This is a genomic window from Colwellia sp. MT41, from assembly GCF_001444365.1.
Classification (GTDB): Bacteria; Pseudomonadota; Gammaproteobacteria; order Enterobacterales; family Alteromonadaceae; genus Colwellia; species Colwellia marinimaniae.
The window spans coordinates 3,925,757-3,942,344 of sequence record NZ_CP013145.1 but is presented as its reverse complement, the minus strand read 5'-3'; the positions used below and the strand labels follow the sequence as shown (position 1 = coordinate 3,942,344).

12 protein-coding genes are annotated in these 16,588 nt (G+C 40.0%); 6 read left to right on the top strand and 6 right to left on the bottom strand.

Annotated elements, in window-relative coordinates:
* Window positions 1-108: 108 nt before the first annotated feature.
* Complete coding sequence (locus CMT41_RS16680) at window positions 109-2,967, bottom strand: CHASE domain-containing protein (protein ID WP_058027895.1); 2,859 nt, start codon at window positions 2,965-2,967, stop codon at window positions 109-111.
* Between the two features lie 273 nt (window positions 2,968-3,240).
* On the opposite strand from CMT41_RS16680, the gene CMT41_RS16675 reads away from it, so the two are divergent.
* From CMT41_RS16675 to CMT41_RS16655, 5 genes are all read left to right on the top strand, one after another.
* A complete protein-coding gene (locus CMT41_RS16675; protein ID WP_058027894.1) occupies window positions 3,241-3,966 on the top strand; it encodes a hypothetical protein in 726 nt (241 codons plus the stop codon).
* 136 nt (window positions 3,967-4,102) lie between these two features.
* Complete coding sequence (locus CMT41_RS16670) at window positions 4,103-6,727, top strand: intermembrane phospholipid transport protein YdbH family protein (RefSeq protein ID WP_058027893.1); 2,625 nt, start codon at window positions 4,103-4,105, stop codon at window positions 6,725-6,727.
* A 281-nt stretch (window positions 6,728-7,008) separates the two neighbouring features.
* Window positions 7,009-7,191 (top strand): YnbE family lipoprotein, encoded by a 183-nt coding sequence (locus tag CMT41_RS16665; RefSeq protein WP_057182871.1) that lies wholly within the window; start codon window positions 7,009-7,011, stop codon window positions 7,189-7,191.
* Between the two features lie 8 nt (window positions 7,192-7,199).
* Window positions 7,200-7,565: a YdbL family protein gene (locus CMT41_RS16660; RefSeq protein ID WP_082606597.1), complete on the top strand. Its 366-nt coding sequence runs from the start codon at window positions 7,200-7,202 to the stop codon at window positions 7,563-7,565.
* A gap of 279 nt (window positions 7,566-7,844) precedes the next feature.
* Entirely contained in the window at window positions 7,845-8,726 is an 882-nt protein-coding gene (locus CMT41_RS16655; protein WP_058027892.1) for a TIGR01777 family oxidoreductase, read from the top strand.
* A 13-nt stretch (window positions 8,727-8,739) separates the two neighbouring features.
* Here CMT41_RS16655 and CMT41_RS16650 read toward each other — a convergent pair whose 3' ends face one another.
* From CMT41_RS16650 to CMT41_RS16640, 3 genes are read right to left on the bottom strand one after another with little or no spacing between them, the layout of a single operon-like run.
* Complete coding sequence (locus CMT41_RS16650; RefSeq protein ID WP_058027891.1) at window positions 8,740-11,859, bottom strand: efflux RND transporter permease subunit; 3,120 nt, start codon at window positions 11,857-11,859, stop codon at window positions 8,740-8,742.
* Between the two features lie 9 nt (window positions 11,860-11,868).
* Window positions 11,869-12,915, bottom strand: coding sequence for an efflux RND transporter periplasmic adaptor subunit (locus CMT41_RS16645; protein WP_058027890.1), 1,047 nt, complete (start codon window positions 12,913-12,915; stop codon window positions 11,869-11,871).
* A 4-nt stretch (window positions 12,916-12,919) separates the two neighbouring features.
* Entirely contained in the window at window positions 12,920-14,320 is a 1,401-nt protein-coding gene (locus tag CMT41_RS16640; protein ID WP_058027889.1) for a TolC family protein, read from the bottom strand.
* A 284-nt stretch (window positions 14,321-14,604) separates the two neighbouring features.
* Between CMT41_RS16640 and CMT41_RS16635 the strand changes: the two genes are divergently transcribed.
* Complete coding sequence (locus CMT41_RS16635) at window positions 14,605-15,003, top strand: Cd(II)/Pb(II)-responsive transcriptional regulator (RefSeq protein ID WP_057182860.1); 399 nt, start codon at window positions 14,605-14,607, stop codon at window positions 15,001-15,003.
* 132 nt (window positions 15,004-15,135) lie between these two features.
* Here the strand turns inward: CMT41_RS16635 and CMT41_RS16630 are convergent, their stop codons facing one another.
* Together CMT41_RS16630 and CMT41_RS16625 are read right to left on the bottom strand one after the other, a co-directional pair.
* Window positions 15,136-15,462 carry a hypothetical protein gene (locus CMT41_RS16630; protein WP_058027888.1) on the bottom strand — a complete coding sequence of 109 codons (327 nt, stop codon included), beginning with the start codon at window positions 15,460-15,462 and terminating at the stop codon, window positions 15,136-15,138.
* Between the two features lie 81 nt (window positions 15,463-15,543).
* A complete protein-coding gene (locus CMT41_RS16625) occupies window positions 15,544-16,413 on the bottom strand; it encodes an alpha/beta hydrolase (RefSeq protein ID WP_157466391.1) in 870 nt (289 codons plus the stop codon).
* Between the last annotated feature and the right edge of the window lie 175 nt (window positions 16,414-16,588).

Sequence of the window (16,588 nt, the reverse complement as noted above, 5' to 3'; positions counted from 1 at the left end):
CTAGAGTGTGGAAATATTAGTTAGATAGCGTTAATTAGCAATTGTTTTTTTAAAGAAAGAACGCCGTTTAAAAATTACTTTTAAGCGGCGTCTTTAGTTATAAATTACTTATTTGAAGTTATTGTATTTGCTGATGACTACTTTACTTACTTCAAGCAAGTAGGCGGTTAATTGTTCAATGTTAATGGGTTTGGCTAGGTGTTTAGTAAAACCTACTGACAGAGCTTTTTCTTTACTACGGCTATCAACATCAGCCGTTAAAGCAAAAATAGGTAAATCAGCATATTCAGGCATAGCTCTTATTTTTTTTGTTGCTTGATAGCCATCTAAAACTGGCATCTGACAATCCATTAAAATAACATCCACCGACTCACGCTGTAAGTAATCGATAGCCAATTGGCCATTTTCGACCATCACAGCATCAATCCCTAGCTTAGTCAGTATGGTCTTGATGAGTTTTTGGTTGATACGATTATCTTCAGCAACCAATACTTTTAAGACCGAGATTTCATCAGGGTAGCTAGCAGGCTGAGTTGTTAGTCCTGCACTACCTTGTGGAATTTCTTCATTTTGTCTGACTAACGGTTGCCATGAATGATGGCTGAACACTGTTGCTTTAGGCTTGGTGCTCGTCAGAGGCAGCCAGCAAGTAAAAATAAAGCTAGTACCAGTTCCTACTTTACTTGCTACCGATATATCTCCTGCCATTAATTGGCTCAGTTTCTTAGCAATAGTTAAAGCTAAACCTGTACCAGCAAAGCCACGAGATGTGGCATCGTCCGCTTGGGTGAAGGGTTTAAATAATTGTTCAATACCTTCTGCCGTAATGCCAATACCTGTGTCTTTTACTTTTATCGACAGATGCGCTTTATTATCGGTAACTGCAAGTAACTCAGCGCTCATGGATACATCACCACTGTGGGTGAATTTCATCGCGTTACCACATAGATTTATTAAAATTTGTTCTATGCGTGTTTGATCGCCTAAAAATGTCATGTCTGCAGGGATATTATCTATTAAGTGCCAACGGAGTTTTTTAGTGCTGGCTTCACCCTCAAATAAGCTGTAAATCCGAGTTAAAACTAAATGCATATCAAACGCTGCATCGGTGAGATATAACTTTTCTGACTCAATTTTTGAGATATCAATAATATTATTTACTATGTGCAGAAGTAAGTCTGATGCAACATCTATATGTTGCAGGTAGGACTTTATTTCCTCCATGTTGCTAGATGCTCTGGCAAGTTGCGCGAAGCCAATCACTGAGTTCATTGGTGTTATAATTTTATGACTCATATTGGCGATGAATTGACTTTTTTCCTTATTGGCATAATTGGCCGCTTGCATCGCCTTTTGTAAAGATTCTGTCCTTTGCTCAACTTGATGATTAAGTTGTAATTGCCTGTTATGCATTAATAACAGCGAGGTAACTATTGTGGTGGCAATGACGAGCAGTAGTAAGTAAAACTGCAGGAATTCTTGCTGTTGCTGTTGGTTTAAATAACTTTTTTTAGCAAATAAATGGATATACCAGGTCTGTCCGGCAACATCGAAGGAATAGCTAAAATACTGGTTAATATCCGTCGACTTAATTTGACTGTCAGTGGCATTGGAGAGAAACCATTTGTTTTTGTTTTGTTCATACAGTTGGTAATGAAAGAGTTTTTGTTGTGAAGCACTAATCGCATTAGCAATAATTTTTTCTGCTAAAAAAACCCCAGTGGCAAAACCAATTAATTTTTTATCGGCGGTGTTTTTTGTTGGCATAGTTTGCGCAAAGACTGGAAAAAACAACAAAAATGCGGGTTCTTTATTAAAAGATTGCACCAGTTGAATTATCGGGGTGGCTTGCGGTTGATAATTTACCATGGTGCTATCTAGAGTCTTTTTTCGTGATGGATTGGAATAGACATTAAAGCCGATTGCTTTACGGTTACTCTGCTCAGGACTGATAAATTTCACGTAAACAATATCGTCATTAATGGCTAGCGGCTTACCTCGAATAGTGGTTTTTTTATCGTATAGTTGTGTTAATTTTTTTTCATGTTGAAGTTTGTCATTTTGTTTAATTAGCGGGTTCCATGACATGGCTTTAAGTGTGTTAGAGCTGCGAGTGAGGTTATAAACAAAGGCATGGAACTGTGCACGGCTGACATCAGGGTTTTGTTGAAGAAACTCCGCTAATAAACTTAATTGCTCAATACTACTGCTTATTTGTCGGTAAATACCGTTTTCTATTACTTTCACTTCCTTGGTGATTAACTCATTGGCATGGATATTTGAGCTAGTAATAAAAAACTTGGTCAGTAAAATGATAATAATGAATAAAGCACTGACTGAATAGAGAATAATCCACCTAGCTTTACGTTGCTCGGTTTTTACCTGACGAAAGTTAAGTAAACTCAGAATAAAAGGCAGGGCAAGTAATACGCCTAATGAGTCAGCAAACCACCAAAAAATAAACTTTAACTGCAAGTCTGCCACAGCATAATGAGGACTGAATAGAGCAAGCGCACTAACGCCGATACTGGCAGAGATGAGGTTAACAAAAATGCCGACAATAAAGATAAAATAGAGTGTTTTTTTGTTGTGCCATTGACGGAGTGGATTATCAAGCCAGTATCTAAGTAAGGCACTGCCCACCATAGCTTGCAGACCCGCACCACTCGCTATCATCACATTTTGTAGCGAGGTGACTGAAAGTAAAGTTGCGGCGTCAAAATTAGGGTTTACTGAAAAATTGAAAATATAGGATGCCAGGAATACGGCAGGAAAAAAGCGCCACCACCATAGATAGCAGCCAACCAAAGCGATACCTGCAGGCAACCAGATAGGAATAATTTGGCTTTGCCAGGAAATGGACGATAAAAAGTAACTGGAAATCACAGAGCTAACAAAAAGAGTAAGGTATAGTGGCCACGTTTTAGCTAATGAATACTCGTCTTTTAATAAGCAGGCGTTGTCCACAGTAATCCTTTGTTTTTTATAACGTAGATTTTTAATTAACTATAAAGCAAAAGTAAGCATTTACAACAATAGGCAAAGCTTTTGTTATGTTTTGAACCTAGTACTTATGGTGGTCTTTTTTGGTGTTTTTTAAGCACAGGGATTTTTATTTAAGTATCAATAGTCATCCATCCAGGCTTATTTAAACTGATTTTAGCGTAACTAAGGCGACAAAAATAAGTGGTGTGTAAATTGCTTGCAATATAAGTGTCAATATATTGTGGGATTTATCAAATGATCAATAGTCTAGGCCTGTATAGCTCCGTATTTAATAACAATTTAACTGTCGCTCAACAGAATACTTCTGAGATAGAAGCGATAATTGAAAATCATACTGAAAACAGTGTTAAAAGTGAAGGTTCTGCGGGCATAGCGACTAATAATTTATTTTTATCAAGCAGGGCTCAAAAGATAAATGCCATTAGTAGCGAGTTTTTTAGCGGTGCCCAGCTGACATTAGATGATGTTGGCAAGTTAAAAGAAAAACTTTACCAATTTGGACTGATTTCAAAAGGTGATTATGCGGCTTTAACTAGTGACACTGTCAATGAACAAAATAGTGCCGTTAGCGAGAAAATGTCCACCACCACTTTAACTAGTTATATCGGCGACTTTATTGAACGTTTGAATAAAGAGGATGTTGATGAAGAAACTCAAGGTGATGATGTCGTCACTGAAAGTGAAACCATAGTTGCGTTAACTGCGGCATTAAATATCGCTAAGGACATCCTAGCTAATGTTGAAGAACAGAAGCATAAGGCTGATTTTAAGTCATCTCTGCAAAGTGTGTTAGCTTTACTTAAATATACTATCAATGATCAATCATTTGCAGGTTTACCCTTGGATGATCAAATAGGGTTGTCTAAGGTACATCAAGCGCTGGAAATTGTGGACCACCTATCGCCACAACGACTGAATAACGACAAAGTTAATCAGTATATTGAGTTATCTTTTCGCTAGTCGATTGAGCTGACTCTTTTGTTTAGCATGCTAACCTAGTAATAATGACTTGCTGATATACTCGATAGAAAAGATACTAGGGCCATGTAATAGCTGTGTATCTATCATATTCATATTTGATGGTAAGGGATTATAATTGCGTTTGTTTAAAGTTACCTTGGCGATATGCTTAGTCATTGTTATTACCCTTAGTACGGTATTTTATAGCCGTAGTTCAGTGGTTACTTCAATGGTAAATAATTATCTAACATCGCATAATAGTGCAATAACGTGTCTAGATTTTAATATAAATGCCAATTTTGATCTGTTGATTAGCCGCTTATGTATTGACACGCCCTATGCTGAGCTAGAGTTAATTAATACCAGAATAGAGTGGCAGTTTGAACCAAGCTACTTAACAGCGGCTAAAATAGCGGATGCTATTTCAGCGATACACATTGCCTCAGCTAATGTGCGTGCTAAAGCTGATATTTCTTTACCAGCCCGTTCAGCTGCGCAAAAATCTAACGAGTTTCCTGCTCAACTTAGCCAGTTACTCAATGATATCGTCGAGTTTACTGTGCCAGTCGAACTTGATATACAAGCATTTAGTTATCAAGTCTTCACTAATCAATACAATCAACAGCAATCTATTTATCAAGGGCAATTATCAGCGACAGCAGAGCAGTTGCATTTTTCCCTAGCTAACGCTAAAAAAGAGTCTGTTCTTGTCCTTGAACTCGTGCGAAAGCAGCAAGGATTTAGCGCTAACATAAACACTGATTTAGCCAGCTTGAGAACTTTTTTGACTCTGCATCAATCGGCTTTACCGCCAGCATTAGTCGCACCATTAGTGACTGCAGACAATGAAGCTTGGTCCGTTATGGGGGCGTTTAACAGCCAAATTGACTGGCATCAGCAAGTCTTGACTATGACAAATACACTCAGTCATTTTTCTTTTCGAACAGAGCAAGGCTTTGCCCAATCAGGGCCTATTGAAATCGAAGCAACATTGGCTTGGCAATCAGTATTCACGGCTGGCAATTTAACCTTGGATTTTACTCATGATAAGAATCAAGCAAGTTATCAGCACAATAAAATACAGCTAATTATTGAACAACCACAGTTGCTTAAGGCACTCTCTGCCCAAGGAGTTGCTGTGCAAGTGCTAAATTTCCTTAACGATAATGTTATTAACGAGGTAAGTGTGAGCCCAAGGGGCTCGGTAAAGATAGATTTCACCAAGCAGCGCATTATAAGCGATGGCTTTAATATCAGCACTAGCAATATCAATGCACCGCTAACACTATCACTCAATAATTTAGCACTCAGTTATCATGATAAGCCAGCAATAACGGTTAACTTACAAAAAGTGCAATTTTCACTGACAGGACAAGTAAATGTTGGCCAATTAGCGCCTTTTAGTAAGCAGCCGGTAAAACTAAATATTATCGGTGCACTGGTGCAGCATAATGACTTTTGGCAAGTAACGCTTGGTGAAGACACGGCCATTGAAATAACTCAGCTAAGCCTGCCATCAAGTATGGGTCAGCAAGAAAAAATAAAAAATAAAGCAATAGTGACCTCGCTTATTAGCCACTGGCAAGGCAGTGTCGCTATTGCCAAGCATGAGCGGCAAAGTCAGCTAAATAATAGTGCGGCTGTGACTTTTGAGTTGGAAATTAACCACCAGATAAGCCAGCTACATCTTGCTAATATCATCCACATTAACAGGCTTGAGTTAAATACTAAGGTCAGTGGTAGTGTTGATAATATAGTCATACATGCCGAAGTGATTGCCGACAACTTAGCCATTGCTAGGGTAAAATTAACCGGTGATATACGTCAACCCAGCATAGAGATCTTCGCCAAAGAGCTACTAATTACCGACTTATTTGCCTTGAAAATAAAGCTGCCCATTGAGATGGAACTTATTGATGGCACACTCAGTTACCACTTATCAGGGCAAATTAAAAATAATGAAAATTTCATGGCTAATCAGATGTTATTGGCTTTGTCGGTAAAGGATGTTAGCGGTGAAATAGATGGCACTTGGCTGCAAGAACTTAACTGGCAACAGCAATTTATGCTACAACATGGTCAGCTAACATCCATAGCTGCAGACGTTAAAGGTAAGGCTAATGCGGTCAATAATCTGACCATTGCCAAGATCGAAACCGCCACGGTAATTAGTCAATTTTCGACGCAAATCGCTATTGATTTTGTCCAAGGTGAGCTAAGCCTGGTTGCTAGAAATAGCCAAGGTAATTTGTTTGGCGGGTCTTTTGCTATTGCTCACGCACAATGGCCTTTTAGTAAAACGTTGGCCGTAGAGCTTAAATTAACTAAAATAGACTTAGAAAAACTACTCGAGTTAGATAAAAAGCAAGGTATAGTTGTTACTGGCAAGGTTTCAGGGCAATTGCCTCTATATTATGATGGCGAACATTTTCTTATTAAAGCCGGGCATTTACACAATGTTGGTGATGGCCTTATCCAAGTTTATAATAACTCTGCGGTCGCAGGGCTAAAAGCTAGTAGCACAGAGTTTAGTTTGGCATTTGCTGCCTTGGAAAACTTACACTATCATCATTTAACTTCTGCCGTATCAATGACGGATGACGGTTATATGTTGCTCGTGACCGAAATCAAGGGCAGAAATCCTGATTTAGATAATGAAGTAAATTTAAATTTAAATCTTAGCTATGACTTATTAGGTTTGTTAGAGTCATTCAATATCACCGAGTACTTTGAGAACAAATTAATCAAAGGCTTACATTAGGGGCTGTTGAACTTTTGAGATTGCTTTTACAGCAATATGTTTGATATTTAGGCAAGGCAGAGTATGTGAAATGTAGCTAGCTACATGAACATACGATAACGTAGTATAAATTTCAAACAAGTGCTGCCCTTTGGGTTCATTTAAAACGAACTTATTCATTGTTGCTCGATTTTTTAATAGAATAACTATGATACCAAGCTCGCGCCGCGATTAAGCCCGTTTTAAATTGAATAAATTTTAACCCTGAAAGGTCAACAGACCCTCGTTATTAAGGAACATTTATGGATAAAATACTGGCACCTCTGCTAGCAGTTTTTTTATTTACGGCTTGTACTCATAAAATTGAAGTGAGTGCTAAAGAGCCAATCACCATTAATTTAAATCTCAAAATTGATCATGAGATTCGGATAAAAGTGGATAAAGAACTTGATGATATTTTCAGTGACGATAGCGATATTTTTTAGGAGCAAGTATGAACAACGTAATAAAGCATTCAATCAAGCATTCAATTAAGCTCTTCATTAGGAAAGTATGCCTAGTACTTGTTGCCTCAACCATGGCATTTTCGGCGTGGGCAATATCTATTGACCAAGCAAAACAGCAAGGCCTTGTTGGTGAACTGCCTAATGGCTATTTAGGTGTGGTAGTTACCAGCGCTGAAGTAAGCAGCCTAGTTACTATGGTGAATAAAAAACGCAAAGATATTTACTTGAACTTAGCGCGTAAAAACAAAATTACTATGCAGCAAGTTACTAAATTAGCGGGTGAAAAATCTATCTCGAAAACCCAAGCAGGGCATTTAATTAAAAATGCTGCTGGCCAATGGGTTAAAAAATAACTTACTAGTCTTAGCTTAAGTCATAGCACAGTAACTATTTCAATAATAGCTAGTTTAATAGTCAATAAAAAACCGCAGCAGTTAACTAAGTGCTGTGGTTTTTTTATATCTTTTGAGCAGTAGGTACTAATCAATCACCTTTGCTGTACTGGTGTTTTTCATCACCGCGCCTTGAATTGCAATAGCTCAAGCACTCTGAAATATGCATCTTGAATGATAACGGGTATATAACTACTATTATTAAAGAATTAATGTGTTATCTATCATGGTGGAGCAAAGATGAAAATCTTAATAACTGGCGGTACTGGCTTAATTGGTCGGCACTTTATCAAATCATTTCAGCAGCCGTATCAATTCACTGTGTTAACCCGTAATAGCGAAAAAGCTAAGCAAGGTTTACCTCAAGGGGTTGAATTTATTGAGCAACTGCCCGAGCAAAATTGCTTTGAGGTGATAATCAACCTTGCCGGTGAGCCCATTATTGATAAACGCTGGACCGTTAAGCAAAAAGAAAAGATTTGCCAAAGTCGCTGGCAAATAACCGAACAAATTATTGCCATGATTGAGCGCGCTAGGGTTAAGCCGACTTGTTTAATCAGTGGCTCAGCCATAGGTTACTATGGTGAAACTGGCAATGTTTCCACTCATGAAGATGCGCAAGTCAGCCAGGCAGATTTTGCTCATTCGTTATGTGAAAAGTGGGAAAATATTGCCCTAAAAGCGCGTGAACATTGTCGGGTAGTGCTGTTACGCACCGGTGTGATTTTAGCGAGTGATGGCGGCGCATTGGCGAAAATGCGTTTACCCTTTACGCTAGGATTAGGGGGTAAGCTTGGCCATGGGCAGCAGTATATGTCTTGGATTCATATCGATGATATGGTGCACATTATTCATTTTAGCTTACAAACAACCAGTATTGAGGGCGCTATTAATTGTACCTCACCAAAGCCATTAACCAATGCTGCCTTCACTAAAGCCTTAGGTCAGCAATTTAATCGACCGACTTGGTTTAGTGTACCGGCCTTTATGCTCAAAAGTTTAATGGGCCAAGGGGCTGAGTTATTACTGACTAGCCAAAATATTTATCCGCAAAAACTGCTCAATCATGGTTTTGATTTTAATCACAGTAACCTTGAACATGCTCTTGCGGATTTACTTTAGCTTATAGAGCAAACTATTTAGTTTTGCTAAAACTTCGCTCATGGACAATACGATAAAGTATTGGCAAGACCAACAGCGTCAGTAATGTTGATGAAATAATACCGCCAATAACTACCGTGGCTAGCGGACGCTGTACTTCGGCGCCGGTGCCAACGTTAAGTGCCATAGGCACAAAACCTAAACCTGCCACTAATGCGGTCATCAATACCGGTCTTAGTCTGATCATGGCGCCATCGATAATGGCAGTAAGCAACTCTGTGCGTTCTTTACATAGTTCTCTAATAAAGGCCAGCATCACTAAGCCATTTAATACCGCTACACCTGATAGGGCAATAAAACCGACGCCAGCAGAGATAGACAGTGGCATATCGCGTAGCCACAATGAAATCACGCCACCGGTTAGTGCTAATGGAATGCCAGTAAAAATGATAAGGGCATCTTTTACTGAACTAAAGGCCATAATTAATAGTGCAAAAATCAGTGCTAGCGTTAGCGGTAAGACCATCGACAAACGTTGGCTGGCCGACTCAAGTTGTTCAAAGGTACCGCCATACTCTAGCCAATAACCAGCAGGAATTTCAACTTCGCTGCTAATTTTAGCTTTGACTTCGTTAACAAAAGTGCCGAGATCTTTACCGCGAACATTGGTGGTGACTACTATGCGTCTTTTACCATTTTCTCTGCTAATTTGATTCGGTGCTGGCGATATCTCAAGAATTGCTACTTCAGATAAAGGTACATAGCCACCACTAGCCAAGGAAATTGGTAACTCACTCAATTTATTTACATCACGCCTAATAGTTTCCGGTAATCTAAGCACAATATTGAAACGACGGTCACCTTCAAAAATTAAGCCAACGTTTTTACCACCGATAGCAGTAGCGACAATATCTTGTAACTCAGCAACGGTTAAACCATAGCGCGCCAGAGCAATACGCTTTGGCACTATCGATAACATGGGTAAGCCAGTGACTTGCTCAACTTGAATATCACTAGCACCGTCAACTTGCTCAAGCACTTCGCGGATGGCATTGGCTGTGGTTAATAATTGTTGCAGATCATCACCTATTACCTTGATACCTAAATCCGCTCTTACCCCTGAAATCAGTTCGTTAAAGCGCATTTCAATGGGTTGTGTTAGTTCAAAGTTATTACCCGGCAGCTTTGCTACTTTAGCCATAATGTCAGTGGCTAATTCAGCATGAGTTAAATTGACGTCTGGCCATTCGCTGCGTGGTTTTAACATAATAAAAGTATCCGCAACGTTAGGTGGCATAGGATCATTGGCAATTTCTGGCGTACCAATTTTTGAAAACACATTGAGTACTTGGGGAAATTGAATAATGCTCTGTTCAAGTAACTTTTGCATTTCCACCGCTTGCTCTATGCCGGTACCTGGAATACGAATAGCCTGTAATAAAATATCTTCTTCGTTCAGTTGCGGAATAAACTCTGTGCCTAAGGTTGTTGCCAACCACGTAGAAAATATCACCAGTATCGTTGCCAGTGACAGCACGAACCAACGCATTTTCATCGCCATAAGTAATAACGGTTTATAAATTGATTTACTGACTTTTATTACCAGACTTTCTTTGTCACTAATATCACCGGTCATGAATAAGGCAATAGCCGCAGGTACTAAAGTAACCGACAATACTAATGCCGATAGTAAGGCGATAACGACGGTAGCCGCCATAGGCTGGAACATTTTTCCTTCTACACCTGTTAATGAAAACAATGGGATATAAACTACAGTAATAATAATTACGCCAAATAAGCTCGGTCTGATCACTTCATTCGTGGCTTGAAAAACCACATGCAGCCTATCTTTAACTGCCAATCTGGCGCCATTATGACGCTGTGCTTCGGCCAGACGGCGGGTGGCATTTTCGACAATAATGACCGCGCCATCGACAATCAAACCAAAATCCAATGCCCCTAAACTCATTAAGTTTGCCGACACCCCTGCTTGTACCATGCCTGTTATTGTTGCGAGCATGGTTAATGGGATCACCGCAGCGGTAATTAATGCCGCTCTAACATTACCCAGTAATAGCAATAGCACCGCTATCACCAATAAAGCACCTTCAACTAGGTTCTTTTGTACGGTAGCAATGGCTTTATCCACTAAGGTAGTTCTGTCATAAACCGCGGTTATTTTAATGCCACGGGGTAAAGAACTTTGTATTTGGGCAAGCTTGTCAGCGACAGCTAATGACACTTCTCTAGCATTTTCACCCACTAGCATCATGGCAGCGCCGAGTACTGTTTCTTTACCATTGTGGGTGGCAGCACCGGTACGTAATGCTTTACCTATGGCAACCTCAGCAATATCACTGACCTTAATGGGTGTATTATTGAGGTTTTTGATCACCACCTGCTCAATATCAGCAATAGTTTTCAATTGTCCTGGCGATCTAACCGTCAGCTGTTGGCCATTATTTTCAATGTAGCCGGCACCACGGTTGCTATTATTGGCTGCTAATGCTGACTGTATATCGGCGAAAGAAATATCAAATTCGAGCATCTTTCTCGGAGATGGCGTTATGTGATACTGCTTATCAAAACCGCCGATAGTATTTACTTCGGTAACACCTTTCACCAAGGCGAGTTGTGGTTTGATGATCCAGTCCTGTATTTCCCTAAGGGCGGTGGTATCATAACGGCTACCATCGTCTTGCCTGGCATCATCATCTGCATCAAGGGTATACATGAATATTTCGCCTAACCCCGTAGAAACTGGTCCCATTTCTGGCGATAGACCTGCGGGCAGTTTACCCTTGATGGTATTCAGTCGCTCGTTGATTAAACTGCGGGCGAAATATAAATCCGTACCTTCTTCAAAAACCACAGTTACTTGCGACAAGCCATAGCGCGATAGTGAACGGGTATAGGATAAATTTGGTAACCCGGTTAAAGCCGTTTCAATCGGATAAGTGATGCGTTGCTCGGTTTCTAATGGTGAATAACCATCAGCGCGGGTATTGATTTGTACTTGTACATTGGTGATATCTGGTACGGCATCAATAGGTAGTTTTTGATAACTCCAAGAGCCCACCGCCATTAAAACTAAGGTTAAGCTGATTATTAGCCTGCGGTTGGCAATCGAGAAGCGTAAAAGTGATTCAATCATAATCCCCTCCTAGTGGTGATGTTCAGCGCTGGATTTCTCCAGATCAGCTTTAAGTAAGTAACTGTTTTTTACCCCGTAGACTTCGCCCAGATCTAACCCTGACAATATTTGTGAAAATTGACCGTCGCTAAGTCCTAAGCTCACTTCGCGCATAGCAAAGCCATGGTCATTTTTAACGAATATCACTGTTTTACCAGCCATCACTTGAATGGCGCGATTATCAATAATGAGTGGCACTGATTTTTTGTTAATAACGACAGAGCCTGAAAGCAGACTACCGGCAGACCAGGTACCTTGGCTATTATCCAGTGGTACTCTGGCGATAATAAAAGGGCTAGTTTTTGACGTAGGTAAAAGTTGGCTGATCACTGAGTCGGTAAATTGCAGCTCTCTAGTAATACGTACAGCTTGACCTATGGCGACTTTAGGTTGTTGCGTAGCAAAGACCTGTAACTCCAACCATAACTTTTGGTGATCCTCAATAGTGAGCAATACTTGTTCATTGGCTAATTCGCCTGGATTAGCATTACGCTGGGTGATAACACCGGAAATAGCAGCGTGAATGCTATAGCGCGTTAGGCTGTTATTGGATTCTATTTCAGCAATAAGTTGACCTTTTTTTACCTTATCGCCAACATTGACGCTGAGCTTGGTGATAATGCCGGCAAAGCGTGCGCGAACATGACTAACGCTACTTGGCTCAGTAGTCGAGGTGCCATATAAGGTCAGTCGCTGTTTTATTTCACCTGAACTCGCCGTTACGGTGGTAATACCGACGGTTTTCATCATCTCAGCTGACATTTCGATATGGCCCTCTTCGCCATGTTCATCGCCGTGCTCATTGCTATTTAAAATGGAGATAGGCTCACCGTGAACATCAGCATGTTCAGCTACTTTTGTAGCTGAATGGTTATCTACAGGCTTATCTGCATAGTAAGTTGCATAACTTGTTAGAGAAAATGGCGGGGTAAATAATAAGGTAGCCATCACAGCACTCATTAATAATCCGTTCTTTAGGCCGACCTTCAGGCGGCGAGCTAAAAAGTGTTTGTTCATTAAATTATCCTTGGCTAAAGCGCTTGTTTGTCGGTGAAATATTTTCATATGAGGCTTGTTGTTGAAAATGCTGTGAGGCAGGTAAGGGCTCGGCAATCAATTGTTCAATGTCGGCGCCAAAATGTAACGCTGCTGATGCCGAGGTAATTAGTATTTGTTTAGCAATAAGTAATTCTTGTCTCGCACTTAAATAATCAAGATAACTATATAAGCCACGTTGATAGGCGATTTTTGTTTCAGCAAGTGCTTCTGCACGTAGTGGAATAATGGTATTTCTTAAGCTATTTGCGGTGTAAATAGCCTGCTTGCGACTGGCATAGGCTTGTTGTAATTGGTTATGCAACTGCAACATAGCGGTGATTTTTCTCGCTTGTACTTCATCTCGCTCTGCTTGCGCTGAAATAATAGCGCCTGAATTATTACTTGAGCTAAATAACGGTATGCTAAAGCCAGCAACGAGGGCGGTATCACCAATACCTTGCAACTGTTTTATGCCAAGGGTCCACTGAATATCGGTACTCGATTGGCTTTTGGCTAAGCGCACTTGTGCGTTTTTAAGCCGCTCTTCACTGGCAAAGGCGAGGATGGCAGGATTTTGTTTTACCTTGGCATAGAGTCGATCAAAAGTGATATCTGCAGCAAAGTGATATAAGTTACCGGCAACGTTAGTAAAGCTCGGCGAGCTTTCATTCCATAACAAAGCCAAGGAAAACTTAGTGGCGGAAAACTGCTGCTGTGTGGTCGCAGCGCCTAAACGGGCACTGCCGACAGCGGCCATGGCGCGTTTGATTTCGGCTTTTGGCGTCGAGCCTGCTTTGGCGCGTTTTTCCACGGCAAGCAAAGTGTCTTCTGCCAGTTGTGTTGCTTCATATGCTAAGTTCAAGTTTGCTTGAGCAGTCAGTACATCAATATAGCGACGGGTAACTTCCGCTAATAAAGTTAGCGCGGTAATTTTCCGTTCAGCAGCTAACATGGCACTTCTATGGCTAACAAAATCACGACGTGCATCACGCTTACCACCCATTTCAATAACAGACGATAACGACACGGTAAACTCAGCGCCAGAAAAACCTTTTAGCTCTCCCGTTCCAGCAAAATTTTCTGCTTCAAACGCTAGCTGATAGCCAGGTGCTAGTGCTTGAGTTTGATGTTGGCCATCCAGTGAGGCTTGGCGCAGAGCGAATACTTTAAAAGCCGGATTTTTAGCTAAGGTACGCTTAATTGCCGTGGCTAAGGTTAAAATTGTTGGCTTATCAGTAGCAGCGTTATTGCCCTGTGCTATTGCGTTAGGACTAAGTAGCAATATAGCTACGCAGATAACTAGGTAGGCTACTGGATAAGTTAATAAGCTAGTTTTTCTCCATACATGATGGAGTACTAACGAGTGGTAATAAGATGAAAACATTGCTCTTCCTAATATTTACTAAATTTTCTCACTTAGGTAGGTGAGTTACTTAGCCAAGTTAACGGTTACATAACGACGATTTATTGGTCCGATAGTTATAATTTTCTGATATTTTCAGCTAACACCTACTAAGGCTTATCGCTATAATGGCGGCATAATAAACCTTCCAGTAACAGTAAGGTCAACGATTAAAAAAACAGTTATAAAACTATTATGAGTAAGTGTATGAATTCAAGTATGAAAGAGGTGTAAAAACTACTATGAAGGCTCAAAGTAAGGTGAGTATGAAAATAAGTCAGCTGGCTAAGGTCACCAATGTTGCCAGTAAAACCATTCGCTATTACGAAGACATTGGATTATTGCCTGCAGCGTATCGCAATGACAATGGTTATCGAGAATATGGTAATAACGATATTGAACGTTTGGTGTTTATTAGGCGTTGTCGAGAATTACAAATTCCGCTAGAACAAATTAAGACCTTGATAGTAGTACAGGTTGACCCAAAGTCGTCGTGTCAGGAAGTTGATGCTTTGATTGAGCAGCAGTTAGATAAGGTAAGAAAAACCATTGCCGAGCTAACCTTGCTAGAGCAAACATTGCATACCCTAGCGACCTCTTGCCCTAACGATAAGGTCGGTGATTGTCAGATATTAAAGAACCTTCAGCAAGAAAAACCCAGTTGATTACTACATATCCAGAGTTCAGGTTACTTATTTATTATTGAGTAATAACTAACTTGGGCCAATGTTCTAGCCCGCCTTTTGATTCTCGCTAAGTGGTCAATTAATTAAGGTACTTACTTTGCTTATGATGATTTACAACTCATCTAAAGGATCGTATGCATCGTCCTTTAAATGGATACATTCTTTTTGAGACTTTCCTATCAAGTGTGAGCACTTAGCATTTTTTTGGGGAGGATTACTGGTTGCAGCTTCTTTTTCTGGTTGATTTTGTACTTCGTTATAAAGTGCACTGGCCAGATAAATGGCCGCATCGGCGGTACTACAATCTTGTCCTTTAGGGGGGAAACCATTATTGCCATTATCAAAAGTTTGGTCTCTACTACAGCTTGAGCTAATGGGTATAATACAAGCCGTTAATAGCGTCGTTAAGATGATGGTGCAAGTGATTTTTTGATACATTTTTACTCCTAGATACAACCTTGACGCTGACATAATCTTTGCCAGCGGTCCATTGACAGTAAAGCTACTCAGCCTAAGCTGTTAGCCATCTTCACAACAAATTAAGCCTTTAATAAAAGTAGCATAAGCTTTAATGGCTTGCTCTCTTTTCATCGTTTGACTATGCTCGGTATCAGCGATGATTGTTAAGGTTTTGTCTTTACTATTGGAAGCATCATATAAGGCTTGAGAAAATTCAACAGGGGTGGTTGAATCATTTTTACCAATAAGAAACAATAAAGGGTTAGTGTATTTTCTAATAAGTTTAATATTGTCTATTGCCGCTAGTTCAGGTGATACCGTTACCGTTGAAAATACTGTGGACCAAGCGGGTACTAAATTATCAATTAATTCGGGTACAGTACTAATGGCACCATCAAGAATTAAACCATCGATTGCTCGTTCGCTTGCTATATAACTAGCTAATAATGAGCCCATGGATAAACCATGAACGGCGGTTGGCAGATTGTCGGGTAAGTTTTCCTTTGAGAAATCAAAAATGTTCAGTGCATCATTTTGTAAATCTTTGACACTTAAATTGCTTCTTTTCTCACTAACCCCTGTGCCTCGATAATCAAACCAAATCACATTGGCAGGTAATAGGGCAAACTGATCTAGAATGCCAGCAGACTGGCTTATTTTCATACCGTTGCCAGCAAAGAATATGACATTTACCTGTGCATTTTTGTGTAATAATTTTACGCCATTAAGTAATAAACCTTCTGGTGTAGTCAGGGATATTTTAGATATATCAATTAACGTGGCATCGTGAGTGATTTTATTATTTATTTGTATTAAATCTAGCGAAGGCTCTACCTTGTCATCTTGGTAAATAAAAGAGTCTGCGGTAATATTTACCGCACAGCCAGAGAGCATAAAAATTATAATTAACAGTGTTGTACATATTTTCATCGGGTCACATTCCTTGTTGTTGAAAGGTTAATGCCATCTTTAGCATTAACGTTCGGTGTTTATTTAGCTGTTCGCTAGGCTAACATCAATGGTGTTGATCTTAAATGATTGATTATTTAGGACAATAATGTCGTTAATATGTTCAATTTAAAATTTTACTGGGCTCTAGGGGTGA

What these genes read in the sequence shown, in the direction of transcription:
- CMT41_RS16650 (WP_058027891.1), bottom strand. Translation starts at nt 11,859, where the DNA reads ATGATTGAATCACTTTTACGCTTCTCGATTGCCAACCGCAGGCTAATA.
- CMT41_RS16645 (WP_058027890.1), bottom strand. Translation starts at nt 12,915, where the DNA reads ATGAACAAACACTTTTTAGCTCGCCGCCTGAAGGTCGGCCTAAAGAAC.
- CMT41_RS16665 (WP_057182871.1), top strand. Translation starts at nt 7,009, where the DNA reads ATGGATAAAATACTGGCACCTCTGCTAGCAGTTTTTTTATTTACGGCT.
- CMT41_RS16625 (WP_157466391.1), bottom strand. Translation starts at nt 16,413, where the DNA reads ATGAAAATATGTACAACACTGTTAATTATAATTTTTATGCTCTCTGGC.
- CMT41_RS16660 (WP_082606597.1), top strand. Translation starts at nt 7,200, where the DNA reads ATGAACAACGTAATAAAGCATTCAATCAAGCATTCAATTAAGCTCTTC.
- CMT41_RS16640 (WP_058027889.1), bottom strand. Translation starts at nt 14,320, where the DNA reads ATGTTTTCATCTTATTACCACTCGTTAGTACTCCATCATGTATGGAGA.
- CMT41_RS16675 (WP_058027894.1), top strand. Translation starts at nt 3,241, where the DNA reads ATGATCAATAGTCTAGGCCTGTATAGCTCCGTATTTAATAACAATTTA.
- CMT41_RS16655 (WP_058027892.1), top strand. Translation starts at nt 7,845, where the DNA reads ATGAAAATCTTAATAACTGGCGGTACTGGCTTAATTGGTCGGCACTTT.
- CMT41_RS16635 (WP_057182860.1), top strand. Translation starts at nt 14,605, where the DNA reads ATGAAAATAAGTCAGCTGGCTAAGGTCACCAATGTTGCCAGTAAAACC.
- CMT41_RS16630 (WP_058027888.1), bottom strand. Translation starts at nt 15,462, where the DNA reads ATGTATCAAAAAATCACTTGCACCATCATCTTAACGACGCTATTAACG.